The 26360-nt window shown below is 72.8% G+C and carries 26 protein-coding genes and 1 pseudogene; 2 read left to right on the top strand and 25 right to left on the bottom strand.

Annotated elements, in window-relative coordinates:
• Positions 1-18 precede the first annotated feature (18 nt).
• The 5 genes from ABD308_RS22125 to rpsB form a co-directional block, all read right to left on the bottom strand.
• Entirely contained in the window at positions 19-1410 is a 1392-nt protein-coding gene (locus ABD308_RS22125; RefSeq protein ID WP_344337866.1) for a phosphatidate cytidylyltransferase, read from the bottom strand.
• A complete protein-coding gene (gene frr / locus ABD308_RS22130) occupies positions 1410-1967 on the bottom strand; it encodes a ribosome recycling factor (RefSeq protein ID WP_344337868.1) in 558 nt (185 codons plus the stop codon). Before frr ends, ABD308_RS22125 begins: the two co-directional genes overlap by 1 nt.
• Before the next feature lie 78 nt (positions 1968-2045).
• Positions 2046-2807 (bottom strand): UMP kinase, encoded by a 762-nt coding sequence (gene pyrH, locus ABD308_RS22135; RefSeq protein WP_344337870.1) that lies wholly within the window; start codon positions 2805-2807, stop codon positions 2046-2048.
• Between the two features lie 261 nt (positions 2808-3068).
• Positions 3069-3908: a translation elongation factor Ts gene (tsf, locus tag ABD308_RS22140; protein ID WP_344337872.1), complete on the bottom strand. Its 840-nt coding sequence runs from the start codon at positions 3906-3908 to the stop codon at positions 3069-3071.
• A 129-nt stretch (positions 3909-4037) separates the two neighbouring features.
• Positions 4038-4937 (bottom strand): 30S ribosomal protein S2, encoded by a 900-nt coding sequence (gene rpsB / locus ABD308_RS22145; RefSeq protein WP_344337874.1) that lies wholly within the window; start codon positions 4935-4937, stop codon positions 4038-4040.
• A gap of 513 nt (positions 4938-5450) precedes the next feature.
• On the opposite strand from rpsB, the pseudogene ABD308_RS22150 reads away from it, so the two are divergent.
• Positions 5451-6086 (top strand): annotated as a pseudogene (locus ABD308_RS22150) (murein hydrolase activator EnvC family protein); the annotation flags it as partial.
• A gap of 88 nt (positions 6087-6174) precedes the next feature.
• Here ABD308_RS22150 and ABD308_RS22155 read toward each other — a convergent pair.
• From ABD308_RS22155 to proS, 18 genes are all read right to left on the bottom strand, one after another.
• On the bottom strand, positions 6175-6747 hold the full coding sequence (locus ABD308_RS22155) for a TetR/AcrR family transcriptional regulator (protein ID WP_344337909.1): 573 nt from the start codon (positions 6745-6747) through the stop codon (positions 6175-6177).
• Positions 6748-6904: 157 nt separating this feature from the next.
• Positions 6905-7843 (bottom strand): RNA polymerase sigma factor WhiG, encoded by a 939-nt coding sequence (gene whiG, locus ABD308_RS22160; protein ID WP_344337875.1) that lies wholly within the window; start codon positions 7841-7843, stop codon positions 6905-6907.
• A gap of 346 nt (positions 7844-8189) precedes the next feature.
• The gene (dprA, locus tag ABD308_RS22165; protein WP_344337877.1) at positions 8190-9428 is read right to left on the bottom strand and encodes a DNA-processing protein DprA; all 1239 of its coding nucleotides are present in this window, start codon (positions 9426-9428) and stop codon (positions 8190-8192) included.
• Complete coding sequence (locus tag ABD308_RS22170) at positions 9425-11164, bottom strand: YifB family Mg chelatase-like AAA ATPase (protein ID WP_344337878.1); 1740 nt, start codon at positions 11162-11164, stop codon at positions 9425-9427. The genes dprA and ABD308_RS22170 overlap by 4 nt, the downstream gene beginning before the upstream one ends.
• A 1-nt stretch (position 11165) precedes the next feature.
• The gene (locus ABD308_RS22175) at positions 11166-11717 is read right to left on the bottom strand and encodes a YraN family protein (protein ID WP_344337879.1); all 552 of its coding nucleotides are present in this window, start codon (positions 11715-11717) and stop codon (positions 11166-11168) included.
• A gap of 168 nt (positions 11718-11885) precedes the next feature.
• Positions 11886-12212 carry a DUF2469 domain-containing protein gene (locus ABD308_RS22180; protein ID WP_030056781.1) on the bottom strand — a complete coding sequence of 109 codons (327 nt, stop codon included), beginning with the start codon at positions 12210-12212 and terminating at the stop codon, positions 11886-11888.
• Between the two features lie 55 nt (positions 12213-12267).
• Entirely contained in the window at positions 12268-12741 is a 474-nt protein-coding gene (locus ABD308_RS22185) for an NUDIX hydrolase (protein WP_344337885.1), read from the bottom strand.
• Positions 12742-12850: 109 nt separating this feature from the next.
• On the bottom strand, positions 12851-13609 hold the full coding sequence (gene lepB / locus ABD308_RS22190; protein ID WP_344337887.1) for a signal peptidase I: 759 nt from the start codon (positions 13607-13609) through the stop codon (positions 12851-12853).
• Between the two features lie 148 nt (positions 13610-13757).
• Positions 13758-14762 (bottom strand): signal peptidase I, encoded by a 1005-nt coding sequence (lepB, locus tag ABD308_RS22195; protein WP_344337889.1) that lies wholly within the window; start codon positions 14760-14762, stop codon positions 13758-13760.
• 247 nt (positions 14763-15009) lie between these two features.
• Entirely contained in the window at positions 15010-15768 is a 759-nt protein-coding gene (lepB, locus tag ABD308_RS22200; protein WP_425554829.1) for a signal peptidase I, read from the bottom strand.
• 226 nt (positions 15769-15994) lie between these two features.
• Positions 15995-16807 carry a signal peptidase I gene (gene lepB / locus ABD308_RS22205; protein WP_344337891.1) on the bottom strand — a complete coding sequence of 271 codons (813 nt, stop codon included), beginning with the start codon at positions 16805-16807 and terminating at the stop codon, positions 15995-15997.
• Positions 16808-16884: 77 nt separating this feature from the next.
• Positions 16885-17235, bottom strand: a complete 351-nt coding sequence (rplS, locus tag ABD308_RS22210) for a 50S ribosomal protein L19 (protein WP_063347674.1) — start codon at positions 17233-17235, stop codon at positions 16885-16887.
• Between the two features lie 154 nt (positions 17236-17389).
• Positions 17390-18208 (bottom strand): tRNA (guanosine(37)-N1)-methyltransferase TrmD, encoded by an 819-nt coding sequence (gene trmD / locus ABD308_RS22215; protein ID WP_344337911.1) that lies wholly within the window; start codon positions 18206-18208, stop codon positions 17390-17392.
• Positions 18209-18276: 68 nt separating this feature from the next.
• A complete protein-coding gene (gene rimM, locus ABD308_RS22220; RefSeq protein WP_344337894.1) occupies positions 18277-18861 on the bottom strand; it encodes a ribosome maturation factor RimM in 585 nt (194 codons plus the stop codon).
• Between the two features lie 188 nt (positions 18862-19049).
• Positions 19050-19289 (bottom strand): RNA-binding protein, encoded by a 240-nt coding sequence (locus tag ABD308_RS22225; RefSeq protein ID WP_030056773.1) that lies wholly within the window; start codon positions 19287-19289, stop codon positions 19050-19052.
• Positions 19290-19291: 2 nt separating this feature from the next.
• Positions 19292-19720 (bottom strand): 30S ribosomal protein S16, encoded by a 429-nt coding sequence (gene rpsP, locus ABD308_RS22230; RefSeq protein ID WP_344337896.1) that lies wholly within the window; start codon positions 19718-19720, stop codon positions 19292-19294.
• Between the two features lie 445 nt (positions 19721-20165).
• A complete protein-coding gene (locus ABD308_RS22235; protein ID WP_030306744.1) occupies positions 20166-20744 on the bottom strand; it encodes a hypothetical protein in 579 nt (192 codons plus the stop codon).
• Between the two features lie 450 nt (positions 20745-21194).
• The gene (proS, locus tag ABD308_RS22240) at positions 21195-22607 is read right to left on the bottom strand and encodes a proline--tRNA ligase (RefSeq protein WP_344337899.1); all 1413 of its coding nucleotides are present in this window, start codon (positions 22605-22607) and stop codon (positions 21195-21197) included.
• A 199-nt stretch (positions 22608-22806) separates the two neighbouring features.
• Here proS and ABD308_RS22245 point away from each other — a divergent pair, with 199 nt between their 5' ends.
• Positions 22807-23607, top strand: a complete 801-nt coding sequence (locus tag ABD308_RS22245; protein WP_344337900.1) for a class I SAM-dependent methyltransferase — start codon at positions 22807-22809, stop codon at positions 23605-23607.
• 115 nt (positions 23608-23722) lie between these two features.
• Here the strand turns inward: ABD308_RS22245 and ftsH are convergent, their stop codons facing one another.
• Together ftsH and ABD308_RS22255 are read right to left on the bottom strand one after the other, a co-directional pair.
• Positions 23723-25642, bottom strand: coding sequence for an ATP-dependent zinc metalloprotease FtsH (ftsH, locus tag ABD308_RS22250; RefSeq protein WP_344337901.1), 1920 nt, complete (start codon positions 25640-25642; stop codon positions 23723-23725).
• Positions 25643-25774: 132 nt separating this feature from the next.
• A complete protein-coding gene (locus ABD308_RS22255) occupies positions 25775-26314 on the bottom strand; it encodes a GNAT family N-acetyltransferase (protein WP_344337903.1) in 540 nt (179 codons plus the stop codon).
• Positions 26315-26360 lie beyond the last annotated feature (46 nt).

The following is a 26360-nucleotide window of genomic DNA, read 5'->3' on the forward strand; positions in this document are numbered from 1 at the left end:
GTGCGCGGGGTGGCGGTCTCAGCTGCCGACGAAGGCCGCCAGCAGCAGCCAGACCACCGGGGCGGTCGGCAGCAGCGAGTCCAGCCGGTCCATGATGCCGCCGTGGCCGGGCAGCAGCGTGCCCATGTCCTTGATGCCCAGGTCGCGCTTGATCATCGACTCGCCCAGGTCGCCCAGGGTCGCGGTGACCGCCGCGCAGCCGCCCAGGATCAGGCCCTGCCACCAGCTGCCGCCGTCGATGATCAGCTCCATCAGCAGCGCGCCCGCCAGCATCGACAGGCCGATGCCGCCGGCCAGGCCCTCGCGGGTCTTGCCCGGGCTGATCGTCGGCGCCAGCTTGGTCCTGCCGAACTTGTAGCCCACCGCGTACGCCCCGGTGTCGCTGCACACCGTGACGATCAGGAAGAGCACGATCCGCTGCGGGCCGTCGTCGGCCGCCAGCATCATCGCCACGAAGGTGGCCAGGAACGGGACGTAGAAGGCGGTGAAGATGCCCGCCGTTATGTCCCGCAGGTAGTTCTCGGGCGGCTCGGCCATCCGCCAGACCATCACCGCGAGGCCGGTCAGCGCGAGCGAGGCCGCCGCCCACTGGATCCCCGACCAGTAGCCGGTGGCGACCATCGCGATGCCACCCGCGACCAGCGGCACCAGCGGTGCCTTGATCTCCTTGCGCTCGGCCAGCCGGCTGGTCAGCTCCCAGACCCCGACCGACACCGCCGCGATCACCACGACCAGGAACAGGGCCTTGACGACGAACAGCGAGGCGACGATCACCGCGCCGAGGCCGACGCCCACGCCTATCGCGGCCTGGAGGTTGCGGCCGCCGCGCTGTTTGCGCTGCGGCGGCTGAGGCTGCGGATCGGCCTGGGCCACGGGTGTCTCCTGCGCTGGGTGGGACGACGGCACGAGGAAGGGCTGCCCCGCCGCCGGTCCGCCCGGCGCGCCGGGGTACGGCCCGCCCGCGGGGGCGGGTGGGGCGTCGTCGGTGATCGCGCGCAGCACGACCGTCTCCGACGCGCCCGGCTCCGCCGTCCCGGGCTGCTCGTCGCGGAACAGCGGTCCGCTCAGCCGACCCGCTTCCCGGGCCGGCCCCTCGGCGGGGTCGGCCCCGGACGGGGGTACGGGCCGCGGGCCCGGGTCGGCCGGAACGGGGGGCATGACCTGAGTCTCCTCCGCGTCCGGGTCCCAGTACACCGGAGGCTGCTGGGAGTGACCCGTTCGGTGGCCGGGGTCGTTCGCGCCGTAGGGCCCGTTCGGCCCGTACGGCCCGGGCTGCGGCGCCGGGTGCCCGGGTATGCCCGCAGCCTGCGCAGGGGCGGCGGGGCCCTGCGCAGGCTGGTACGGCGGGAACGGCTGGTACTGCTGGTCGGACGGGCCCCAGTAGCCGGGGGCGTCAGGGGCGTCGTTCATCAGACCTCGAGCAGCTCGGCTTCCTTGTGCTTCAGCAGCTCGTCGATCTGGGCCACGTACTTGGCCGTGGTGTCGTCGAGCTCCTTCTCGGAGCGGCGGCCGTCGTCCTCGCCGACCTCGCCGTCCTTGACCAGCTTGTCGATGGCGTCCTTGGCCTTGCGGCGCACCGAACGGATCGAGACCTTGGCGTCCTCGCCCTTGGTGCGGGCGATCTTGATGAACTCCCGGCGGCGCTCCTCGGTGAGCTCGGGGAGCACGACCCGGATGATGGAGCCGTCGTTCGACGGGTTGACGCCCAGGTCGGAGTCGCGGATCGCCTGCTCGATCGCCTTCAGCGCGGTCTTGTCGAACGGCGAGACGACCGCCATCCGAGGCTCCGGCACCGAGAAGGAGGCCAGCTGGTTGATCGGCGTCTTGGCGCCGTAGTACTCGGCGACGATCTTGGCGAACATCGCCGGGTGCGCACGGCCGGTACGGATGGCCGCGAAGTCGTCCTTGGCGTGGGCGACGGCCTTCTCCATCTTCTCCTCGGCCTCGAGGAGGGTCTCTTCGATCACTGTGATCTCCCTGTCCGGTTCATCTGCGGTTGTTCCGACCGGGTCGGCGGCGCGCCGTCCGGTGCGGCTGGTTACTGCTCAGGCCCGGACAGAATCCTGGCTGATGAGTGTGCCGATCTTCTCACTCTTCACCGCGCGCGCGATATTGCCCTCCGCGAGCAGCTCGAAGACCAGCATCGGGAGGTTGTTGTCCTTGCACAGCGTGATCGCGGTGAGGTCGGCGACCTTGAGGTCGCGCGCGATGACCTCGGAGTACTCCAGTGCGTCGAACTTGACCGCGTCCGGGTTGGTCCGGGGGTCGGAGTCGTAGACGCCGTCCACACCGTTCTTGCCCATCAGCAGGATGTCGGCGTGGATCTCCAGGGCCCGCTGCACGGCGGTGGTGTCGGTGGAGAAGTACGGCATGCCCATACCGGCGCCGAAGATCACCACGCGGCCCTTCTCCAGGTGCCGGACGGCGCGCAGCGGGAGGTACGGCTCGGCGACCTGGCCCATCGTGATGGCGGTCTGGACCCGGGTCTCGATGCCCTCCTTGACCAGGAAGTCCTGGAGCGCGAGGCAGTTCATGACCGTGCCGAGCATGCCCATGTAGTCCGAGCGGGCCCGGTCCATGCCGCGGACCTGGAGTTCGGCGCCGCGGAAGAAGTTCCCCCCGCCGATCACCACGGCGACCTCGGTGCCCGCGCGGACGACGGTGGCGATCTCCCGGGCGATCGCGTGCACGACGTCCGGATCGACGCCGAGCCCGCCGCCGCCGGCGAAGGCCTCACCGGACAGCTTCAGCAGCACCCGGCGCGTGCCGTCGTGGGTGTCCTGCGCGGTCTCCTGCGTCTCCTGCATGGACTTCTCCTTCTACACCTACTGGTTCACAGGCGCGGATGTGCGGATCCCCGGCCTGCGCGTACACGCGAGGAGGCCACTGCCGCGGGAACCGGTTCGGTGTCCTGCACGGCAATGGCCTCCTCGTCGTTCATGCTGCCGACGCGGCTCGCCCATGGACGGAGTGCGCTGGGTGAGCCCGTACGGCGCGTCCCCCACCGCCCTGGTCAGCGGGCGGGGGCGGTTTCCAGCCTACGGCCGGAATCCCGGGTGGAACGTGGCTCAGGCGCCGACGCGGAAGCGGGCGAAGCGCTTGAGGGCGACGCCGTTCTCCTCGAGGACCTTGGCGACGGTCTTCTTGCTGTCCTTCGCGAAGGCCTGCTCCAGGACGGAGTGCTCCTTGACGAAGCCGGTGACGCGGCCCTCGACGATCTTCGGCAGGGCGGCCTCGGGCTTGCCCTCCTCGCGCGCGGTGGCCTCGGCGACGCGGCGCTCGTTCTCGAGGTCCTCGGCCGGGATGTCCTCGCGGGACAGGTACTTCGGCGCGAAGGCGGCGATGTGCTGCGCGACGTCCTTGGCGACCTCGGCGTTCTCCTTGTCCAGCTCGACCAGGACGCCGACGGCCGGCGGCAGGTCGGGGCTGGTCTTGTGCAGGTAGACCGCGACGTAGCCGTCACCGTCGAACTGCGCGAAGCGACGGAAGACGATCTTCTCGCCCAGGGTCGCGTTGGCCTCGTCGACGAACTGCTGGACGGTCTTGCCGGCCTCGATCTCGGAGGCGAGGGCGGCGTCCAGGTCGGCCGGGGCGCTGGCGGCGACGTGGGTGGCGATCGCGTCGGCGACCTTGACGAAGTTGTCACCCTTGGCGACGAAGTCGGTCTCGCAGTTCAGCTCGACCAGGACGCCGGACTTCTTGTCCTCGGCGATGAGCGCGGCGACGGCGCCGTTGGAGGCGTCACGGCCCTCGCGCTTGGCGACGCCCTTCTGGCCCTTGATGCGAAGGATCTCGACGGCCTTCTCGACGTTGCCCTCGGCCTCGTCCAGGGCCTTCTTGCAGTCCATCATGCCGGCGCCGGTGAGCTCACGGAGCTTCTTGACGTCCGCGGCGGTGAAGTTCGCCATGGTGTGAATCTCTTCTCGCGTCTCGCGTGTCTGCGTGGGGTAGCGCCGGGGCCGATGGTTCGGCCCAGGCACGGGAGAGAGGGGCACCGACCGGTGTCGTACCGGCGGGTGCCCCTCACCCTTGGTACGTCAGGCCTGCTCGGCCGGAGCCTCGGTGGCCGGAGCCTCGGCAGCGGGCGCCTCGGCAGCGGGGGCCTCGGCGGCGGGCGCCTCGGTGGCCGGAGCCTCGGCGGCGGGGGCCTCGGCGGCCTTCTTCTCACCCTCCAGGAGGTCCTTCTCCCAGTCGGCGAGCGGCTGGTCGGCACCCGGCTCGGCCTTGACGTCGCCCTTGGCGACACCCGCGCGGGACTTGAGGCCCTCGGCGACGGCGTCGGCGATCACGCGGGTCAGCAGGGTGACGGAGCGGATCGCGTCGTCGTTGCCCGGGATCTTGTAGTCGACCTCGTCGGGGTCACAGTTGGTGTCGAGGATGGCGACGACCGGAATGTTGAGCTTCCGGGCCTCGCCGACCGCGATGTGCTCCTTCTTGGTGTCCACGATCCAGACGGCGCTGGGAACGCGCTGCATGTCGCGGATACCGCCGAGGGTCTTCTCCAGCTTGTCGTGCTCGCGCTGGAGGACCAGGAGCTCCTTCTTGGTGAGACCGGAGCCGGCCACGTCCGAGAAGTCGAGCTCGCCCAGCTCCTTGAGGCGCTGCAGGCGCTTGTAGACGGTCGAGAAGTTGGTCAGCATGCCGCCGAGCCAGCGCTGGTTCACGTAGGGCATGCCCACGCGGGTGGCCTGCTCGGCGATGGCCTCCTGGGCCTGCTTCTTCGTGCCGACGAAGAGGACGCTGCCGCCGTGGGCAACGGTCTCCTTGATGAACTCGAAGGCGCGGTCGATGTAGTTCAGCGACTGCAGGAGGTCGATGATGTAGATGCCGTTGCGCTCGGTGATGATGAAGCGCTTCATCTTCGGGTTCCAGCGGCGGGTCTGGTGACCGAAGTGGACGCCGCTCTCCAGCAGCTCCCGCATCGTGACGACGGCCATGGCCGTGCTCCTCAGGTGTTACGCCCGGCTCCGGTGCACGGCGTCGCGGTCGGCGCACGGTGGCGCTTCCCGCTCGGCGCGTGCGAACGGCCGGGTCAGGCTCGGTTTGTCCGTGGCGGCCAGGTGACAGCCACGCCTGACGCCCCGAACGTGCCGAGCCGCTTCCACCCGGTGGTCCTGGGACCGGCCGGGCTCGGCGGACCGAGCGGCACTCGCACCTGGCGGGGGCGGCGGCGGAGCCGCTTCTTCCACCGGTGGCGGGGCGTGCGAAGTCGACCCGGCGGACCGGGTCGCGTGTGAAGTGTACGGGAAGCGCCGAGCGCCGGGCGACTCCGCAGGCGGCGGACGGCCGGGGACAGGCCTGGTCCCGGGCACCCGGACGGCCCTGTCGGGCCCCGTCAACCCGGTGGGGTACACCCGTTGGAGGGACGTCCGTCGTCCACAGGGGCCGGTTGTCCACAGGAACCGGGGCGGGGGTGGCCGGGTCGGCGCGGGCCGGGGAACCTCGGCGCCATGACCGGTACGACTGGCACGACCGCCCCTCCTTCCGCCCGGGTTCCGGCCGGGCCGTGGCCCGGCCGACGGCTGGAGCTGGTGGTGGTACTGCTGCTGGTACTGGTCGTGCTGGGCGTGCTGTGGTCCGCCGGGTGGGCCGGGGCGCTGGGCCAGGCGGCAGGACGTGGCGTTCGTGACAGCGGTGGCGGTGGTGGCGGTGGTGGCGGTGGTGGCGGTGACGTTGGGGGCATCGGTCGTGTCGGGGGCGGAGGCGGGCGGGCATGGCCGGTGGACGGTCCGGGTGGCGGGCCGGGCGCCGTGGTCCACCGCTTCGAGGCACCGGCCCGGCCGTGGGGCACGGGGCACCGGGGAGTCGACCTGGCCGCCTCTCCCGGCGCGGAGGTCCGGGCGGCGGCTCCCGGGGTGGTGACGTTCGCCGGACCGGTGGCCGGACGGCCGGTGGTCACGGTCACCCATCCGATGGCGGGCGCTCCCCCGGCGTCCCCGCTGCGGACCACCTACCTGCCGGTGGCCGGCACCGTCCCGGTCGGCACCGCGGTGGCCGCCGGCCAGGTGATCGGGCGGCTGGCCGACGGGGGCGACCACTGCTCCGACGGCGCCTGTCTGCACTGGGGCCTGCTGCGCGGGCGGCGCTACCTCGATCCACCGGCCCTGTTCGGCACCGGCCGGGCCCGGCTGTTGCCGCTCTCGGACCCGCTGCCGCAGGACCCGGCGCGACCGGTCAGCCCGGCCCGAGACCGTGCAGGGCGAGGGCGACCGCGGCGTCCGCGATCACCTCGGGGCTCTCGGCCCGGCCGCCCGCCGCCCGCTGCTCCGACTGCCGGACGGCCGCCTCGACGATGCCCTGGAGCAGCGCGGCGGCCAGCCGGGGCTGTTCGTGACCGAGGTCCGCCAGGGCCTGGACCACGAGCCCGACCAGCGTGCCGTGCGCCGCGCGGATGCGTTCGCGGGCCGCGTCGTCCAGCTCCAGCGCGGAGATCGCGGCGACCGCCCGGTGGCGCGGGTCGGCGGCCAGCGCCAGCTGGCCCCGGACGTAGGCCTCGATCCGCTCGGCCGCGGTGTCCCGGCTCGCCATTCCGGCCTCGATCTCGGCGGCCCAGAGCGGGAAGTCGCTCTCGCAGAGCGCCTCGACCACGGCCGCCCGCGAGCGGAAGTACTCGTACACCGAGGACCGCGCGAGCCCCGTGCGCGTCGCGAGCGCGGGGAAGGTCAAGGCCTCCATGCCTCCCTCGGTGAGGAGGCTGCGGGCAGCGTCGAGGAGGGCTGCCCGCTGCATCTGACGGTGCTCGGCCACACTGGCCGCTCGGATCTTCGGCACGCACTCCACTGTACGGAGCCCTACATCCCACCGGTACGGTGCCGCGCACCGGCTCGATGCGGAGGGTTGCGTACCGGGGCGCGGAGCGCGGAGCGGGCGTACGCGGCGCCTCCTCCTCGCCACTCCTCGGCCGCTACCGGATGTCCGACAGCTTGGCGCGCAGCTGAAGCACCGACTTGGTGTGGATCTGGCTGACCCGGCTCTCCGTCACCCCGAGCACCTGGCCGATCTCGGCGAGGGTCAGGCCCTCGTAGTAGTAGAGCGTCACCACGGTCTTCTCCCGCTCGGGGAGCGTGTTCACGGCCTGCGCCAGCAGCCGGCGCAACTCGCGGTCCTCGGCCACCTCGACCGGGTCGTCGGCGCCGTGGTCCTCCAGGGTGTCCATCAGGCTGAGCCGGTCGCCGCCCTCGCCGACCGGGTGCAGCAGCTCGTCCAGCGCCACCACGTTGGCGAGCGAGAGCTGGCTGAAGATGGCGTGCAGGTCCTCGATGGCGATGCCCATCTCAGCGGCCACCTCGGGCTCGTTCGGCGTCCGCCGCAGCCTGGCCTCCAGCGTCGCGTACGTCCGCTCGACCGCCTTCGCCTTCTGCCGCACCGAGCGCGGGATCCAGTCCAGCGCCCGCAGCTCGTCGATGATCGCGCCGCGGATCCGGCTGATGGCGTAGGTCTCGAACTTGATGGCGCGTTCGATGTCGAACTTCTCGATCGCGTCGATCAGCCCGAAGACCCCGGAGGAGACGAAGTCCGCCTGCTCGACGTTGGAGGGAAGGCCGACCCCGACCCTTCCCGCCACGTACTTGACGAGCGGTGAGTAGTGCAGGATCAACTGCTCCCGCAGCCGCTGGTCTGCCGTCTCCTTGTAGGCGCGCCAGAGCTCCTCGAGCGCCGTGCGCTCCCGAACGCCCGCCTCCCGGCGGTGGCCCGGCGCCTCGGTCGGCACGGGGGCGGCCGTGTCGGCGGAAGCGCCGGGCGCGTCCGGACGGTCGTCGTGCGCCCCGGGGTGCGCCGGACGGCCGCCCTGCCGCGCGAGGGCCCCCATCCCGCCCGTGGCCTTGGGCGGGAACTCGGTCACGGTGCGCCGCTCGGTGCGCGGCCCTCCCGAGGACCGGGCGCCACCGGTCACTCGGTGTCCGGGAATGTGTGTGGGCATACGTTGGTCTGCGCCGTTCTGCCGAGTCATGTGCTGATAGGGAAGGCAGGGCGAGCGTAGCGTGACCGACTCGCTGCGCAGTGCTACCGCCACTCGGTCGTCCCCCGATCCGGTGGCGTTCGTGTCACCGCTCCGGGGTAGCGGAGGTGGACGCGCCGGACGTCTGGCCCCGCCGGGCACCGCCGCGCCCGCCCGGCCCGTCAATCCGCGTCCCGCCTCCCACTCGTCCGTGTGGTCCTCCCGTGCCGTCGGCCGTCCGGACCCGCGATCACCTCCTCCGCACCAGGCGCCAGTGCGCACCGTGCCGCTCGACGTGGCCGAGCGAGCCCAGCTCGTAGAGCCGCTGGAGCACCTCGTCCGGCGGGAGCCCGGACTGCCGGGCCAGCCGCTCCACCGGCGCTCCGTCCGGGGTGCCGGGCACCGCCTCCAGGACCCGGGCCGCCGCCGGCTCCAGGAGGTCCCTGGGCAGCACCGGCCCGGCGCGCTGCGGCGCCAGGTCCTCGCCGATCGCGCCGATCAGCTCGACGACCTCGGCGGCGTCGGTGACCAAGGTCGCGGCGCCGCTGCGGATCAGGGCGTGCACCCCGGCGGACAGCTCCGAGGTCACCGGGCCCGGCACGCCCATGGTGTGGCGGTTGAGGTCGCGGGCGCGTCTGGCGGTGCTGAGCGCCCCGCTGCGCAGCGCCGCCTCGACCACCACGGTGCCGCGGGTCAGCGCCGCGATCACCCGGTTGCGCAACACGAACCGGAACCTGGTCGGGTGCTCCCCCGGCGGGAGTTCGCTCAGCAGCAGCCCCTGCTCCCCGATCCGGCGGATCAGCCCGGTGTTGCCCCTCGGGTAGGCCACGTCCACCCCGCAGGCGAGCACGCCGACGGTCGGACCGCCGACCGCCAGCGCGCCCCGGTGGGCGGCCGCGTCGATGCCGTAGGCACCGCCGGAGACGACCACCCAGCCGCGTTCGGCGAGCTGGGCGGCGAGGTCTCCGGCGACGTGCGCGCCGTACGCCGTGCACGCCCGGGCGCCCACCACCGCGACCGAGCGCAGCGCGAGCAGGCGCAGCGAGCCGGTGCCGACCACCCAGAGGCCGGTGGGCCGGGCCCGGCCCAGGTCGTCCAGCTGGCTGGGCCACTCCGTGTCGCCCGGAATGATGAAGCGTCCACCGGCCGCCCGCACCCGTTCCAGGTCCGCGACCGGGTCGAGGCCGGGCAGCCGGGCCCGGTAGGCGGCCAGCCGGGCACCGTCCGGACCGGGGCGGCCGGGTGCCGTACCGTCCCGGATCGCCCGGACGACGTCGAGCGCGTCGGTGTCGGCGAGCCAGTGGCCGAGCGCGGCGTCCCCGGGTTCGCCGAGCCGGCTGAGCGCCGCCCGGGCGAGGCGCTCGGGGTCGAAACGGGGACCGGGGCCGGGATCGGGGCCAGGATCGGGGCCGGGCGACGGCCCCGGCTGCGGGGCCGCCCCGGCTTCGGCGGGCGGGTTCCACGTGAGGTCGTTCGCGGTGCGGTTCACGGGCCGGCCTCCTCGGGCTCGGGCTGCGGATCGGCGGTGCGGCGGGCGGACCGGGGGCGGGGCGGGCGGCGCCCGGCCTTGTCGCCGGCCCGGTCGTCCGTCCGGTCCGGGACCGGCTCCGGCGGGCCGAAGAAGCGCCCCGTGAGCGGGAGCCCCTGCTCCACCCCGGTGCGCAGCACCAGTGCGGTCCGGATGTCGCGCTGTTCCGGGCGGTCCCGGCCGGCCAGATCGGCGACGGTCCAGGCGACCCGCAGCACCCGGTCCAGGCCCCGGGCGGTCAGCAGGCCCCGTTCGAGCTGGCGCGCCGCGTCGTTCAGCGCGCCCGGCGCCAGCTGCCAGCGGGTGCGCAGCTCGTGGCCGGGGACCTCGGCGTTGGTCCGCCACGGGGTGCCGGTCAGCCGGGACGCCGCGCGCCCGCGGGCCGCCAGCACCCGGGCGGCGACGACCTCGGTGGTCTCCGCCGAGGTGTCGCGCTGCATCAGCTCGGCCCTGGTCACCGGGGCGACCTGCACCTGGAGGTCGACCCGGTCGAGCAGCGGTCCGGAAAGCCGCCCCTGGTACCGGCTGACCATGGCGGGCGTGCACTCGCAGCCTTCGCCCCGCCGCGAGTGCCGCCCGCACGGGCAGGGGTTGGCGGCCAGGCAGAGCAGGAACCTGGCCGGCAGCCGCATCGAGCCGGCCGACCGGGCGATCACCATCTCGCCCGATTCGAGCGGCTGGCGCAGCGCGTCCAGCACCCGGACCGGGAACTCCGGCGCCTCGTCGAGGAACAGGACGCCCCGGTGGGCCAGCGAGACCGCACCCGGTCTCGGCAGCCCGCTGCCGCCGCCGACGATCGCCGGCATGGTGGTCGAGTGGTGCGGGGCGCAGTAGGGCGCGCGGTCGATCAGCGGCCGCCCGGCCGGAAGCAGCCCGGCCACCGAGTGGACCGCGGTGACCTCCAGCGCCTCCTTCTGGGTGAGCGGCGGGAGCAGCGCCGGCAACCGCTCCGCCAGCATCGTCTTGCCCGCGCCCGGCGGTCCCTTGAGGTAGAGGTGGTGACCGCCGGCGGCGGCGATCTCCAGCGCCCGGCGGGCCTCGTACTGGCCGGCCACGTCGGCGAGGTCCATCCGGGCGGCCGCCTCGTCGGGCAGGCCGCGCACCCCCGCGCTGGGGAGCATCAGGCCCGCCATCAACGGATCGGGGTGTCCGCCGGGACGGTCGGGGGGCTCCTCCGGTTCGGGGGCGCCGGTGAGCATCGCCATCAGTTGGCGCAGGCTGCGCACGCCGAGCACGGTCACCCCGGGAACCAGCCCGGCCTCGGCGGCCGTCTGGTCGGCGACCACCACCCGCCGGTAGCCGGCGTCGGCGGCGGTCAGCACCGAAGGGAGCACCCCGCGCACCGGGCGCACCCGCCCGTCCAGCCCGAGTTCGCCGATGAGCAGCAGGTCGGCGATCGCGGAGGGGTCCAGCCGCTCGGCGGCGGCCAGCACGGCGCAGGCCACCGCGAGGTCGAAGCCGCTGCCGCTCTTGGGCACCGAGGCCGGGCTCAGCCCGACGGTCAGCTTCCGCTGCGGCCAGGCCTCGCCGCTGTTGACGACCGCCGCGCGCACCCGGTCGCGGGCCTCGGAGAGCGCCTTGTCGGGCAGGCCGACCAGGGTGAACGCCGCCACCCCGGGCTCCAGATCGGCCTGGACCTCGACGATCACCCCGTCGACGCCGACCAGCGCCACGGAGCAGGTCCGGGCGAAGGCCATCTCAGACCACCCCCCGCAGGTGGTCGACCGAGGCGGCGCCACGGGTCCGGTTGATGACGGCGACCAGGTCGATCCGGACGCCGCCGGGCGGGACGGGCGCCCACGGCGGATCGGTGGCACCGGGCCGGTACTCGGGGCCGGCCAGCTTGGCGAAGTGGCCGGGCCAGCGCTCGGCCATCCAGCGCTCGGCCAGTCGGCGCAGCCGGTCGGCCTTGGTCGGGCCGATGGCCTCGCTGGGCTGCTGGAAACCTCGTTCGGAGCGGGTCTTGACCTCGCAGACCGCGACGGTGTCGCCGTCGAGGGCGACGATGTCCAGTTCGCCCTCGACGCAGCGCCAGTTGCGGTCGAGGATGCGCAGTCCGTCCTCGGCGAGCCGGCGGGCTGCGACCTGCTCTCCGTAGCGGCCGAGGCCGGTGTTGGTCGGCCGCTCCCGGCCCGGCGCGGTCGGCGCGGGCGGGCCGCCCGCCGGGGCCCGCGTCGTCCTCCGGCGCGGCTGCCCGTCCTGCCGGGCCTTCGCGGTCTGCCTGCGCGTGGCGCGCTCGATCTCCTGCACGGTGACCACCTCCGCCGTGGAGGTTGCCGTGCCGTCCTGGAGCGGACCAGGGAGTTCATTTTCCCTGTGGAAAACTCGGGCCTGTGGATAACTCCTGTCACTCGCGGGAGTGATTAACCCGGAATATCCCGAATTCCCCTGGACATCCGGGGACCGGGCGGTCCAACGTCAGTTCCCGAAGCCGGACTCGTCCGAGGGCAGCTCCAGGTCGCTCTTCGCGAGTTCCTCGATGTTCACGTCCTTGAAGGTCAGCACCCGGACCTTGCGGACGAACCGGGCCGGCCGGTACATGTCCCAGACCCATGCGTCCGCCATCGACACCTCGAAGAACACCTCGCCCTGCACCGAGTGCACCTGCAGCTCGTAGTCATTGGTGAGGTAGAACCGTCGCTCGGTCTCGATCACGTACTTGAACAGGCCGACGACGTCCCGGTACTCCCGGTAGAGCTTGAGCTCCATCTCGGTCTCGTACTTCTCGAGATCTTCGGCACTCATCCAGGCGTCCCCTCAACTTGTCACGTCCACCCATTGTGGACCACCGCACTCACCCTCAGAGCCTGACCGGTACGGCCGGCGGCCCCTCGGTCAGCAGCCGCTCCAAAAAGTCCACCAGTCCGACCGGATAGACCGTCTCGGCTGTGGCCCGCAATTCCCCGACCGTCCACCAGCGCGCTCCGAGCAGCTGGGCGTGTTCGTCCTCGCCCATCTCCGAGTGGTCCAGCACCGTCTCCTCGGTGCGGGCCAGGTGGAACCACTGCTCCTGCTCGTAGCGCCGTCCCCGATAGGAGAACGAGGCCTTGCCGTACGCCACCACCGGTCCCAGCTCCACGCCCCGCAATCCGGTCTCCTCCCGGAGCTCGCGCTCGGCGGCGTCCCGGACGTCCTCCCCCGGCTCCAAGCCGCCGCCGGGGGTGAACCACCAGGTCACGCCGGGGACCGCCGGGTCCGAGCCGTGGAAGAGCAGCAGCCGGTCCTGCCCGTCGAGCAGCAGGATCCGCGAGGCCCTGCGCCGCTGTGCCGCCATGACGAGCCTCCACGCTCCCTTCCTCCGCCCCGGTCGCTCCCCCGATCCTGCCACCCGGCACGGTCGTCCGGGGCGAGGTTGGACAGAGCGGTCCCGGCTCGGACCGTGGCTACCGGGGTCGGGCCGCGCGGCGGCGACGGCGCACCAGGCCCACCACCCCGCCCACCGAGGTGGTCGCGAGGATCGTCGCCGCGCCTACAACGCACGCCCAGAACGCGGGCTGCAGCGGTCCCGGGCCCGCCGGGCCGGTCCCGTCGACCGCCTCGAACGCGGTGGTGCCGGTCAGCAGGCCGGCCCGGCCGAACGGAAGCACGGTGGCCTCGACCCTGGCCTCCACCTCGGCGGCCGGAACGGTCCCGCCGTCGGCCTCCAGGTGAACGCGGGAGTCGAGCGAGCCGAGCCGGTTGTCGCCGAGCAGGAAGAGCCGGCCGGGCGGCACCTCCACGCTGAAGGCGGCGCCCTGGGCGCCCTGCGCCGCGAGGTACGGCTCGTCCACCGGCCTGCCGTTGACGGTCAGCCGCTGGTCGCCGGTCCCGACCCCGACGGTGTCGCCGCCGACCGCGACCACTCGCTTGACCATGAGCCGGCCGCCCCAGGCCGCGTCCCGGAAGACCACCACGTCGCCGCGCCGGACGTCCGCGCCGTCGGTCCTCCGGGCCAGGACGGTGTCCCCGGCCTGGACGGTGGGCGCCATCGAATCGGTCGGGATGCCGTACGGCCGGTAGCCCGCGGCGATCACCGCGAAGCCGCCGATCAGCAGGACCAGCCCGAGGCCGAGCAGCACGCCTTGGACCACGGCCCCGGGGCCGCGCCGACGGCGGGCGGTGGCCGGCGGATCGCCGGCCGTCCGTTCCACGACACTGCTCATCGACACCGTCCAACCCCTGGCCGACCCGGAAACGCTCACGGCGGCGCACCGGCGCCGGCGGTGGAAAACCCCGCGGGCCGTGGCACGTCCGAGCAGATTACTCGTCGGTACCACGGCCCGCGCAAGACCCGGGAGCCCCCGGCCGGGGTCAGGACCGCCGGTCGCGGTCCGGCCGGTTCCGCAGCCGGCGGACCAGCGGGAGCAGGGCGACGGCGCCCACGGTGCCAGCCGCGGCCGGCACCGCCGGCACGGCCGCCGCCAGGCCCTTCTGGTCGAAGGTGTCCGGCACCGACAGGGTGGACCAGCGGTTGACCGGCCAGGCCACCACGAAGGCACGCCCGATCACGTCGTCCACCGGGACGGCGCCGCCGCCCGGCTGGTCCATGTGGAAGCGCGAGTCGAGCGAGTCCGCGCGGTGGTCGCCCATCACCCAGATCCGGCCGTCGGGGACCTTCAGCGGACCGAACGGCTTCGTCCCGCACGGGGTGTTGCCGGGGTAGACGTACGGCTCGTCGAGCGCGATCCCGTTGACCTTCACCGGCCCATCGCCCTCGCACTCGACGGTGTCCCCGCCGACCGCGATGACCCGCTTGATGAGGTCCTTCTCGTTGTCGGAGGGCATCAGGCCGACGAAGCTCAGCACGTCCTGGACGCCCCGGACGAAGGAGTTGCTGCTCTCCTGGGTGGGCTCGTCGGCCAGCCAGCCGCCCGGGTCGTGGAACACCACGACCTCGCCGCGCTCGGGCTCGGCGCCGAACCACGGGGTGAGCTTGTCCACCAGGACCCGGTCACCGACCTGCAGCGTGTTCTGCATCGATTCCGACGGAATGGAGAACGCCTGGACGAAGAACGTCTTGATCACCAGCGCCAGGACGAGCGCGATGCCGATGAGGATCGGCAGCTCCTTCCAGAACGAACGCGGCTTGCGCTCGTTCCGCGGCGGCTGCTCCTCGGTGCCGTCCGCCGGTCCGGATTCTCCCGGCAGGGGCGGCGGGACGTCGCCCGCGCCGTCGCCGTGCCCGTCCGCGGACTGGGCCGCCGCCTCCTCGGCCGGGGCCGAGGGCGTCACGGCGTCCGCGGACCAGGCCGCCCGGCCGCCGGAGCCCTCGGGCTCGCCGGCGCCTGAGCGGGCGCCGATCACCAAATCCCCCACAACGTCTCCTCCCTGCTGTGCGGACGCCTGTGCGTCCGCGCTCACAGTGCCGCACAGCGGGCACCACGTTCCACCGCCGACCGCGCCCGCCAGGACCGGCCCCGGAGGGGTCCGTCTGACACTCACACAGCCTTCGGGTACGACCCCTCGTCATGAGTCGGCCGCACCCAGCACTTCTCTATCACTCCCTGGCATCCGGCCAGCGGTCCCACACGCACGGTCCGGCCCGCGACCGGGCCGCCCGGGCCTACGGCCGAACCCGGCCCGCCCGGCGGCCGATGAGCGGAAGGATGCCCAACACACCCATAACGAGCGGAGGTTCCTCAGGAACCGGTCCGCCGCCCGCCGAGTTCGGCACGGTTCCGCCGTCCGCCGGAGCCCGCGCCACCGAGGAGAGTGAAACCGGCACCCCAAGTTGATGAACCCGGCCAGGCGGCCACGCGATCATGAACGCCCGCCCCACCACACCACTCACCGGGATGGTGCCCTGCCCCGGATTTCCCATGTGGAAACGGGAGTCGGCGGAAACGTCGCGATGGTCGCCCATCACCCAGAGCCGGCCCTCCGGCACCTTCACCTTGAACGGCTGCCGGGACGGCGGGTTGCCCGGCGCGAGGTAGGGCTCGTCCAGCGGCACGCCGTTGAGGCTGACCCTGCCCTGCTCGTCGCAGCACTCGACGGTGTCACCGCCGACCCCGATCACCCGCTTGATCAGGTCCTGCTCGCTGTCGGAGGGCAACAGTCCGACGAAGGTCAGCACCTGCTTGGCCGCGCGCAGGACCGGCCCGTCCGTCGAGGACCCGTGCGCGCCTTCCAGCCAGCCGCCCGGATCCTTGAACACCACCACCTCGCCGCGCTCCGGCTCGGCGCCGAACCAGGGGGTGAACTTGTCCACCAGCACCCGGTCCCCGATCTGGATGGTCTGCTCCATCGAGCCGGAGGGGATCACGAAGACCTGCACCAGGAAGGTCTTCATCACCAGCGCCACGACCAGCGCGACCACCACGACGAGCGGGATCTCGCGCAGGCGGGAGCGTCTGCGGCGGCGGGCGGCCCGGCGGGCGCTGCGCCGACGCTCGGCGCGCCCACGCACCACGGGGGCGGCGGGAACGGCCGGAACGGGATCGGGTGAGGAGCCGTCGGCGCGTTCGACGGCGGTGCATTCGACGGCTGGTTCGACGACGGGACCGGCGGGCGGGCGGTCGGCGGGCGGGCGGTCGGCGAGCCGCCCCCTACCTCTGCTCCCCATGGCCACCGGTCCCCCCTGTCGCGGCAAAGGCCGCCGGCCGGTCGACGCTGGTCCAGCGCCCGACCGGGTAGACCACCCAGGCGGCCCGGCCGATCACCTTGGACTCGGGAACGAACCCGCCACCGGGGTCTCCGAGGTGGTCACGGGAGTCCCGGGAGGCACCGCGGTGGTCGCCCATCACGAAGAGCTTGCCGGACGGCACCACCACGTCGAAGGCCACGGCGGACGGCTCGTCCCCGGGGAACAGGTAGCCGGACTCGTCGACCGGCACACCGTTGACGGTGAGCGGGTGGCCCGGTCCGGCGCTGGTGACCCGGTCGCCACCGACCCCGATCACCCGCTTCACGTAGACCGAGTCACCGGCCGGGACCAACCCGAGGTCACGGCCCAAGGAGCGAAGCGAGGTCCAGAGGCCGTCGCGCTCCAGCGGCTTGCGCTGGAAGGAGCCCGTACCGTCGAACACCACCACGTCACCGCGTTGCGGGTGGCCGCCGAAGGCGTAGGACAGCTGGTTCACCACCAGCCGGTCGCCCGGGCGCAGGGTGTTCTCCATCGATCCGGAGGGCACCGCGAACGGACGCGCCACGAAGGCGTTCACCAGCAGCAGCGCGAGCAGGCAGATCCCGACGAGCAGCAGCAGGTCCTGCGAGCGCGAGCGCCCACCCGCAGGCTCGGGCTCGGACTCGACTCCAGAACCGGACTCGGACTCGGACTCGGATTCGGGCGCCGTCCCCTCGGCTTCCTCGGCCCCCTCGGCGCCCTTCGCACCCTCCGCGGGTGGTTCGTGCGTGCTCATCGGGGGCTGAGCTTACCGTGCGGCAGCCCGGCCCCCCAGAGCGATCCGATCCCCCGGGGGCGCCGGGGGCCGGTGGATCAGCGGTCGCGCTTCTCCTTGATCTTCGCGGCCTTGCCGCGGAGGTCACGCAGGTAGTACAGCTTGGCGCGGCGAACCGCACCGCGGGTCACGACCTCGATCTTCTCGACGACCGGGGTGTGCACCGGGAAGGTGCGCTCGACACCGACGTTGAAGCTGACCTTGCGAACGGTGAAGGTCTCACCGACGCCGGCGCCGTGGCGGCGGATGACGACGCCCTGGAAGACCTGGACACGGGAGCGGTTGCCCTCGATGACCCGGACGTGAACCTTCAGGGTGTCACCGGCGCGGAACGCCGGAATGTCGCTACGCAGCGAGGCCGCGTCGACAGCAGCGAGCTTGTTGCTCATGTTGCTCTCCATCGCAGGCGCCACGGGCCGCCCACGGAAGTCGTCACAAATGGGGTCTGCTGCGGGCCGCACCGGCTACCGGCGAGCCCCCCGTGGCGGGGGCGCCGAACCACGTGACCCCTACGGGAGGAGCCCAGCGACAGACAGCAGCGGCCTATTCTTCCACACCACCGGCCGCGGACCGAAATCGGCCGAGCCCGTCGTCCCAGGCGAGGCCGAGCAGGGAGAGCGCCGCGCGGTCCTTCTTGTCGAAGTCCGCGTGCCGCCAGCGCGCCACCAGGTCCGGCCGGTTGGCCAGGGTGCGGGCGAAGGCCTGCTCACGCCGCCAGCGGGCGATCTTGCCGTGGTTCCCGCTCAGCAGGACGTCCGGCACCGTGCGGCCGCGCCACTCGGCGGGCTTGGTGTAGACCGGGCCCTCCAGCAGGTCGGCCATCGCGCCGGGTGCGAAGGAGTCGTCGCGGTGGGACTCGGCGTTGCCGAGCACACCGGGCAGCAACCGGGCGATCGCCTCGACCATGACCAGCACCGCGACCTCGCCGCCGGCCAGCACGTAGTCGCCGATCGACGCCTCGACCACCGGCATCCGGGTGGCCGCCTCCTCGATCACCCGCCGGTCGATGCCCTCGTACCGGGCCGGGGTGAACGCCAGCCACGGCCGACCGGCCAGTTCCTGCGCGAGTTCCTGGGTGAACGGCCGGCCGCTGGGCGTCGGCACCACCAGGGTCGGCACCTCCCCCTCAGGGCCCGCGGCGAGCACCGCGTCAAGGGCCTCGCCCCACGGCTCGGGCTTCATCACCATGCCAGGGCCGCCGCCGTACGGGCTGTCGTCGACGGTCCGGTGCACGTCGTGCGTCCAGTCGCGCAGGTCGTGGACGTGCACGTCGAGCTGACCGCGGGCGCGTGCCTTGCCGACCAGCGAGATGTCGAGCGGCTCCAGGTACTCGGGGAAGATCGACACGACGTCGATCCGCATCCCGTGCCGCACGGCCCCGGCCTCCGGAGCTCCCGGAGTCTCCGAGGTCTCCACGGTCTCCTCGGAACTCACCGCAACTCCTCCTCGGCGTCCCCGTCATTCCCGGCGTCCCCGGCATCCGCCGTGTCCGCGACCTCGGCGCGCTCCGGGTCGATCAGCCCGGGCGGCGGGTCGATGACGGCGCGCTGGTTCTCCAGGTCGATGGTCGGCACGATCCTCGTGACGAACGGCACCAGCACCTCCGTCCCGTCCGCCTTCTTCACGGTGAGCAGGTCCTGGTAGGGCAGGTGGACCACCTCGGTGAGCTCGCCCACCGGGGTGCCGTCGAGCAGGACCACGTCCAGACCGATCAGCTGGTGGTCGTAGTACTCCTCCGGGTCCTCAGGTCGCTCCTCCGGGTCGACCTCGGCGATCAGGAGCGTGCCGCGCAGCGCCTCGGCGGCGTTGCGGTCCTTGACGCCGGCGAACCGCAGCAGCAGCCGGCCGCTGTGCACCTTGCCGGACTCGACGGTCAGCGGACCGGCCGAGGCCGGGTCGGTGAGCAGGACGGCGCCGGGGCCGAGCCGGAGCTCCGGCTCGTCGGTACGGACCTCGACGCTGACGTCCCCCCTGATGCCGTGGGCGCGGCCGATCTTGCCGACGACGAGCTGCACGGTGATCGTTCTCCTGGATGAGTGCTGCGGAATGCTGCGGAGTGCTGTGGAGTACTGGTGTTGCGAAGTGCCGTGGACACCGCGGGCGCCACAGATGTCGCGGGCGCCACGAGAACGGCGAAGGCCGGCCGGGACGACATGCGTCCCGACCGGCCTCGAAAACCCTGACGGCTGAACGAGCAGCCTGATCAGCGAATGTTGTCCACGTCGACCAGGTCGACCCGGACGTTGCGACCGCCGAGGGCGCCGACCACGGTGCGCAGGGCGCGCGCCGTGCGGCCACCCCGGCCGATCACCTTGCCGAGGTCATCGGGGTGCACCCGCACCTCGATGGTGTTGCCCCGGCGCAGGTTGCGCGAGCGCACCTGCACCTCGTCGGGGTGCTCGACGATGCCCTTCACCAGATGGTCGAGGGCGTCCTCGATCACGCTCAGGCCTCGGCGGCGGCGTCGGCCTCAGCCTCGGCCTTGTCCGACTTCTTGGCCTTCGGGGTGATGGCGACACCGGTGGTGGCGTCCTCGAAGCCGGCGACGGCCTTGGCGAACAGGTGCGAGAAGTCCTCGACCTTCGGCTCGGCGACCTTCAGCGGCTCCGGAGCCGGCAGGCCCTTGAACTTCTGCCAGTCGCCGGTCAGCTTGAGGATGGCGAGCACCGGCTCGGTCGGCTGGGCGCCGACGGACAGCCAGTACTGGGCGCGGTCGCCGTCGACCTCGATCTTCGAGGGGTTGTAGGTCGGCTGGTAGATGCCGATCTCCTCGATCGCGCGACCGTCACGCTTGGTGCGGGCGTCGGCGACGATGATGCGGTAGTGCGGGGAGCGAATCTTGCCGAGACGCTTCAGCTTGATCTTGACTGCCACGGGAGTGGAATCTCCTGGTGTTGACGTGGGTGAGCGGCCCCGCCCTCGCGTGGGGTTGCGTGGTGGGCCGTTCAAGGGACACGCCAGCCGAAGGAGAGAGGGGTCCTGCCCGGCTGCCGAGTACTCAGCGGTCCATTCTGCCACACCGGGCGCCGACCCCCGAAAACAGGTCGACCGGGAGCCCCCGCTCCCGGTCAGCCCAACACGCACCTACGCGGTGCACCTCACTGGTGAATCACTGGCCAATCATCGATGGATCATCGGTGGATCCGCTCTGGATCCAGAACGGATCCGGACCGCATCCGGACCGCATCCGAACCGCGCCCGGACCGCCTCTGGACCGGATCGCTCCGGCCGGGCCACTGCCCGCACAGCCGCCCGCCGGTTTCCCTCGGTTCCCCGAGCCGCGAGGCTCCCCGAGTTGTGCGACGAGACGCGAGCCGGACTACGCGATCTTGAACGGCTGCTGGCACGCGCCGCAGACGATGGACGCCTGCGCGAGCACCGACGGCACGACCCGGACGTTGCGCCCGCAGCCGCAGACCGCCTTGACCCGCACGCCGCCCCCGGAGGAGCCATGCCGGGCCGCCGGACCGCGGAAGGCGCGCGAGGCCCCTTCGCCGGCCACCGCTTCCTGGTGCGCGCCGAGGGCGCGGTCCAGGCGCTCGATGGTCTCGGCGTACCGCTCGCGGGTCTCCTTGAGCATGGTCACCTGGGAGAAGCCGCTGCTGGCGTGCGGTTCGACCGGGTGCGCCAGGCCCAGCTCGGAGGCCAGGAGCAGGAAGCGCCGGTTGTGGTAGCGGCCGGCCCGCGAGGTGTCCCGGATGTCCCGGGCCGCGGCCAGACCATGGGCAGCCTCGTGGAGGAGCCGCTCGAAACCGAGCCGGGTGCCACAGGCCGAGGAGGACTCGCCGATCAGCGCCTCGGGCGAGGCGAGGTCGGGGAGGTCCTGGTGGTAGGCCTGGATGTCACTCCAGGCGGCGGCCAGTTCGGCCGCGAGAACGAGGGGCTGTGTCGTGCTCACGCTAGACCAACGATGGAGTAGGAGCCGATGTTCCGCGTGTTCCGGTTCCCCGGGAATTCCCAGGAACCTCTCAGGAATGTGCGACTACGCGCGAAATGCGCGTTCCGGATCTGACGCAAGACCAACCCCCTGCAGGTTTGGGCCCGCCGGCTCGGCGGGCGCCTCGTCATTTCCGTCCGGGAGCGGGCTGTCGCCCCCAGGACGTACGGCCCGTGGTCCTGTCGAGTTGACAGGGCCACGGGCCGTACACCGTACCGCTATTCCGTTAATACCGGCAGTTGACCGGCCAGTAGGGATGTCGGTATGTGAGACATGTTCGGAACAACGCCGGTCATCAGCGTTACGAATTTCCCGTCAGACAGGTCGACAACCGTCAGAACGCGTCACCGCAGATCGTTTTACGGCGACATCCTTCGTGGTCGGCCACCATGCCGGGGAACCACCGAACGGTCAGTAGGCGCGCGCGACGAGCGCGACGTTGCCCTCCTGGTCGTCCGTCTGCGGCACCGAGCCGTCGGCGGCCACGATGCAGCGCACCGAGACACCCTGCTCGGCCAGCTTGGCCTCGCCCTCCGCGCCCAGCTCGGCCCAGGAGATCCGGCCCCAGCCGGTGGCGGCGGCCTCGGCGGCCTCGTCGATGGTCTTCACGTCGACGGTGCGGGACTCGCGGCGCTCGCGCGACTGACGCAGCAGCAGCGCCTGGTCCTCCTCCAGGATGCCCGGGACGGTCGCGGCCAGGCCGTCGATCGAGACCGGCTCCTTGCCGCCCGGGATCCGGCGGGCCAGCATCGCGGTGCCGTTCTCCAGGTCGCGCGGGCCGACCTCGATGCGCAGCGGCACGCCCTTGAGCTCCCAGTCGACGGCGCGGCGGCCGAACGGGGTGTCGGTGCGGTCGTCGACGACCACGCGGACGCCGGCGGCCTCCAGCGCGGCACCGATCTCGCGGACCTTGGCGATCACCGCGTCGTCGCCCTTGATGGCCAGGACGACGGCCTGCACGGCGGCCAGCCGCGGCGGGACGCGCAGGCCGCTGTCGTCGCCGTGGGACATGATCAGACCGCCGACCATGCGGGTCGAGACGCCCCAGGAGGTCTGCCAGACGTACTCGCGCTCGGCGCCCTGCAGCTGGTAGGTGGTGTTGAACGCCTTGGCGAAGTTCTGGCCCAGCTCGTGGCTGGTGCCCATCTGCAGCGCCTTGCCGTCGCCCATCATGCCCTCAAGGGTGAGGGTGTTGATGGCGCCCGCGAAGCGCTCCTTGGCGGTCTTGCGGCCGAGCACGACGTCGATGCCGAGCACGTTGGTCATGAAGTCGCCGTAGACCTCGGTGTGGATCATCGAGGCGTAGTCGCGGGCGTCCTCGTAGGTGGCGTGGGCGGTGTGGCCCTCCTGCCAGAGGAACTCGGTGGTGCGCAGGAAGACGCGCGGGCGCAGCTCCCAACGGACCACGTTGGCCCACTGGTTGATCAGCAGGGGCAGGTCGCGGTGGCTCTGCACCCACTTCGAGAAGTACTCGTTGATGATCGTCTCGGAGGTCGGCCGGACGACGACCGGCTCGTCGAGCTGCTTGCCGCCGCCGTGCGTGACCACCGCGAGCTCGGGGGCGAAGCCCTCGACGTGCTCCGCCTCCTTGGTCAGGTAGGACTGCGGGATGAACATCGGGAAGTAGGCGTTCTGGGCGCCGGCCTTCTTGATCCGGGCGTCCATCTCCTGCTGCATCCGCTCCCACAGACCGTAGCCGTACGGTCGGATGACCATGGTGCCGCGCACCGGACCGTTGTCGGCCAGCTCGGCCTTGTTGATGAGGTCCTGGTACCAGCGCGGGAAGTCTTCCGCCTGGGGGGTGAGAACGGGTGCCTTAGCCATGGGCGAATCGTACGGGGAGCGGACCCCCGACTCCGAATCCATTCCACGCGGCGGCCCGCCCGGGGGCGCACGACCCCGACACGCGCGCACCACCCCGCACCCCTCTGGACGCCGCGCCCGAGCCGCTGTTCGCTGGAGTGGGGGCGGGACGTCGAGGGGGGCCGGAGCAGCACACCGAAGGACCGGATGGGAGGCCGCGATGGCTTCAGCGCGGGTGACCGGCACGACCGCAGCACCCCCCGGCACGGGGCGGGCCTCCGCCCGGGCCCGGGACTGGGCGGAGATCCAGGAGCGGATGCTGGTGCCGCTCTACGAGGCCGTCCACGACCGCCTGGAGGTCGGCCCGGCGACCAGCGTGCTGGGCCTGGGCTGCCGCTCGGGCCTCGCCCTGCTGCTGGCCGCCGGCCGAGGCGCGCAGGTGGCCGGCCTGGAGCCCGACGACGAGCTGCGCGGGCTGGCCCGGGAGCGCCGGCTACGGGTCGCCGCCCACCACCGGCCGGGGGCGGACGTCGCCCGCTCGGCCTATTCGCTGGTCACGGTTTTCGAGCAGCCTCCCCCGGGTACCGAGCCGCGCCGCACGGTGGCCGCGGCGGCCCGGCTGGTCCTGCCCGGCGGGCACGTGGTGCTGGCCGCCTGGGGGCCGCGGGAGCGCTGCGAGAGCGCGGCCGTCCTGGACGTGGCCCGGCGGATGGCCCGGCGCAGCGGGGCGCGCGACCCGTTCGAGCTGAGCCCGCCCGGCGCGCTGGAGGACCTGCTCGCCGGGACCGTCCTGCGCCCGGCCGGCGGCGGCCGGGTCGGCTGCCCGTTCGCCTACCCCGATCCGGGGAGCGCGGTGCGCGGGCTGCTCGCCACCGGGCTGTACGACGCGGCGGCGGAGTTCTCCGGGCCGGCGCTGGTGGCCAAGGAGCTGGAGGAGTCCCTGCAGCCGTACCTGCGGCCGGACGGCACGGTGCGGATGGCGAACGTCTTCCGCTACCTGATCGCCGAACGGCCCCGCTGACCCGGACGCGCGAACCGGCCCGTGCGGACCGCCCGTGCGGACGGCCCGTCGCCGCCGCGCGGGACGACGAAGGGGCGCGTGCCACCACGGCACGCGCCCCTCACCAGGGAGGCCGTCAGGCCTGGTCGAGCGCCTTCCTGGGCACCCCCGCCGCCCGGTAGGCGGCCTCCTCGTCCAGCGTCTCCGCCTCCAGCAGCGCCGCCGCCAGCGCGTCCAGCCGGGCCCGCTGCTCGGTCAGCAGCCGCACCGCCTCCTCGTAGCACTCGGCGACGATCCGCCGGGCCTCCTCGTCCACCGCGTCCAGCGTGGTCGGCGCCGCGGAGAGCCCGTAGGCGCCCTGCGGGTCGGACGGGACGGCGGTGAGCCGGCCGACCCGCTCGCTCATGCCCCACCGCCCGGCCATGCCGCGGGCGATGTTGGTGACCTGCTCCAGGTCGCTCTCCGCGCCGGTGGTGATCACTCCGTAGACCACCTGCTCGGCGGCCATCCCGCCCAGCGCGCCGATGATCCGGCCGCGCAGATAGGGCTCGGTGTAGGAGTACCGGTCGTTCTCCGGGGTGGAGAGGGTGACGCCGAGGGCGCGGCCGCGCGGCACGATGGTGATCTTGCGGACCGGGTCGGCGCCCGGCTGGAGCATGCCGAGCAGGGCGTGGCCGCTCTCGTGGTACGCGGTCCGCTCCCGTTCGGCCTGCGGCATCACCAGCGGCCGGACGGCACCGAGCTGGACCTTCTCCAGCGCGTCCGAGAGGTCCCGGTCGTTCACCGCGTCCTGGCGGCGCTTGACCGCGAGCAGCGCGGCCTCGTTGACCAGGTTGGCCAGTTCGGCGCCGGTCATCCCGGGGGTGGCCTTGGCGAGCCGGTTCAGGTCGGCGTCGCCGTCCAGCGGGACCTCCCGGGAGTGGATGCGCAGGATGGCGGCGCGGCCGTCGCGGTCCGGCGGGCTGACGGTGATCCGGCGGTCGAAGCGGCCGGGGCGCAGCAGCGCCGGGTCGAGCACGTCGGCCCGGTTGGTGGCGGCGATGACGATGACGCCCTCGGAGCCGGTGAAGCCGTCCATCTCGGTGAGGATCTGGTTGAGCGTCTGCTCGCGCTCGTCGTGGCCGCCCATGCCGCCGCCGCTGCCGCGCTGGCGGCCGATGGTGTCGATCTCGTCGATGAAGACGATCGCCGGGGCGACCTTGCGGGCCTCGGCGAACAGCTCGCGCACCCGGCTGGCGCCGACGCCGACGATCATCTCGATGAACTCGGAGGCGGAGGCGGAGAAGAACGGCACGTCCGCCTCACCGGCGACGGCCCGGGCCAGCAGGGTCTTGCCGGTGCCGGGCGGGCCGCTGAGCAGCACGCCGCGCGGCATCTTGGCGCCGAGCCGGCGGTACCGCTGCGGGTTCTTCAGGAAGTCGACCACCTCGGTGAGCTCGGCCTCGACCTCGTCGATGCCGGCCACGTCGGCGAAGGTGGTGCGCCGCCCGGCCTCGGCGGTGACCGGCTTGGGCGGGGCCTTGCGGCCGAGCGCCCCGCCGCCGAGTCCGCCGGCCATCCGCCGGGCGAGCAGCACCCAGATCAGGATCAGCAGCAGCATCGGGGCCAGCGAGATGAGCAGGTTGGCGAGGAAGCTTCGCTGCTGGACGACCGGTTCGGCGGTGACCTCGACGCCCTTCTGCTGGAGGGTGGTCCAGAGGTCGTCCCCGGCGAAGACCGGCCGCTGGGTCCGGAACTCGGTGTACGTCCCCTTGTCGCCGTCCGGTTTCGGCTCGGCGTTCTTGAGGGTGCCCTCGATCGAGTCGCCCTTGGAGTAGATCTTGGTGATGTTGCCCTTGTTCAGCTGGCTGTTGAACTCGGTGTAGGAGATCGTGGTGGCGCCGCCGGGGCCGAAGAAGGACAGCAGCAGGTCGCTGATCAGGAACACCACGAGGGCGGTGAGGATGAGGCCCGTCCAGCCGCCGGGCATCTTGCGCCGCGGGGGCGGCGGGGGTGGGGCGCCCTCGGACCTCCACGGCTGGTCGGGGGTCTGGCGCGGTGGCACGGGATCAGTCACCCATCGGACAATACGGACATCCGCTCGGCTCCTCCAACCGCAACGCCGCGCCGCCCGACGCGCCCGGGCGCGGGTCCGGGAACGGCCCGGGAAACGGCCGGGGACACGCGCGGGAGCCGGAAGCCCGCCGGGTCAGGCCCCGTCCACCGCGGCGGACGACCCCGGCCACTCCTCGGCGGTCAGCGCGAACCGCTCGTGGTCCCGCCAGGTCCCCTGGAGGAACAGCATCCGCGGGGCGAACCCCTCGTGCCGGAAGCCCAGCCGCTTGGCCAGGGCGATCGACCGGTCGTTGTCCGGCTGGACGTTGATCTCCAGCCGGTGCAGGCCGAGCCCGCCCTCCGTCAGCGGGGCGAAGCAGTGGTCCAGGACGAGCCGCATGCCCTCGGTCATCCGCCCGGTCCCGGCGAACGGCAGGAACGAGTCGTAGCCGAGCGCGCCGTTGCAGAACCGGCCCATCACGATGTTGGCCACGTTGACCTTGCCTACCAGGCCGCCGGTCTCCTGGTCCACGATCAGGAAGGTCCGCAGCGAGGAACCCTGGCGCTCCATCAGGTCCGGCAGGGCGTCCGGCTCGACCGGGTTCCACCGGCCGATGTGCTCGGCGGAGCGCCGGACCGCCTCGGCGTACGCCACCTCGTCCCCGGTCCGCGGGGCCCTGATCGTCACTCGCATCAGCCCATCATCTCGGATGACCATCGGGCACGCGAACGGCCCGCCG

The organism is Kitasatospora putterlickiae (genome assembly GCF_039527695.1).
Classification (GTDB): Bacteria; Actinomycetota; Actinomycetes; order Streptomycetales; family Streptomycetaceae; genus Kitasatospora; species Kitasatospora putterlickiae.

What these genes read in the sequence shown, in the direction of transcription:
- ABD308_RS22125 (WP_344337866.1), bottom strand. Translation starts at nt 1,410, where the DNA reads ATGAACGACGCCCCTGACGCCCCCGGCTACTGGGGCCCGTCCGACCAG.
- pyrH (WP_344337870.1), bottom strand. Translation starts at nt 2,807, where the DNA reads ATGCAGGAGACGCAGGAGACCGCGCAGGACACCCACGACGGCACGCGC.
- tsf (WP_344337872.1), bottom strand. Translation starts at nt 3,908, where the DNA reads ATGGCGAACTTCACCGCCGCGGACGTCAAGAAGCTCCGTGAGCTCACC.
- rpsB (WP_344337874.1), bottom strand. Translation starts at nt 4,937, where the DNA reads ATGGCCGTCGTCACGATGCGGGAGCTGCTGGAGAGCGGCGTCCACTTC.
- ABD308_RS22170 (WP_344337878.1), bottom strand. Translation starts at nt 11,164, where the DNA reads ATGGCCTTCGCCCGGACCTGCTCCGTGGCGCTGGTCGGCGTCGACGGG.
- ABD308_RS22180 (WP_030056781.1), bottom strand. Translation starts at nt 12,212, where the DNA reads ATGAGTGCCGAAGATCTCGAGAAGTACGAGACCGAGATGGAGCTCAAG.
- ABD308_RS22185 (WP_344337885.1), bottom strand. Translation starts at nt 12,741, where the DNA reads ATGGCGGCACAGCGGCGCAGGGCCTCGCGGATCCTGCTGCTCGACGGG.
- lepB (WP_344337887.1), bottom strand. Translation starts at nt 13,609, where the DNA reads ATGAGCAGTGTCGTGGAACGGACGGCCGGCGATCCGCCGGCCACCGCC.
- lepB (WP_344337891.1), bottom strand. Translation starts at nt 16,807, where the DNA reads ATGAGCACGCACGAACCACCCGCGGAGGGTGCGAAGGGCGCCGAGGGG.
- rplS (WP_063347674.1), bottom strand. Translation starts at nt 17,235, where the DNA reads ATGAGCAACAAGCTCGCTGCTGTCGACGCGGCCTCGCTGCGTAGCGAC.
- trmD (WP_344337911.1), bottom strand. Translation starts at nt 18,208, where the DNA reads ATGCGGATCGACGTCGTGTCGATCTTCCCCGAGTACCTGGAGCCGCTC.
- proS (WP_344337899.1), bottom strand. Translation starts at nt 22,607, where the DNA reads ATGGCTAAGGCACCCGTTCTCACCCCCCAGGCGGAAGACTTCCCGCGC.
- ABD308_RS22245 (WP_344337900.1), top strand. Translation starts at nt 22,807, where the DNA reads ATGGCTTCAGCGCGGGTGACCGGCACGACCGCAGCACCCCCCGGCACG.
- ABD308_RS22255 (WP_344337903.1), bottom strand. Translation starts at nt 26,314, where the DNA reads ATGCGAGTGACGATCAGGGCCCCGCGGACCGGGGACGAGGTGGCGTAC.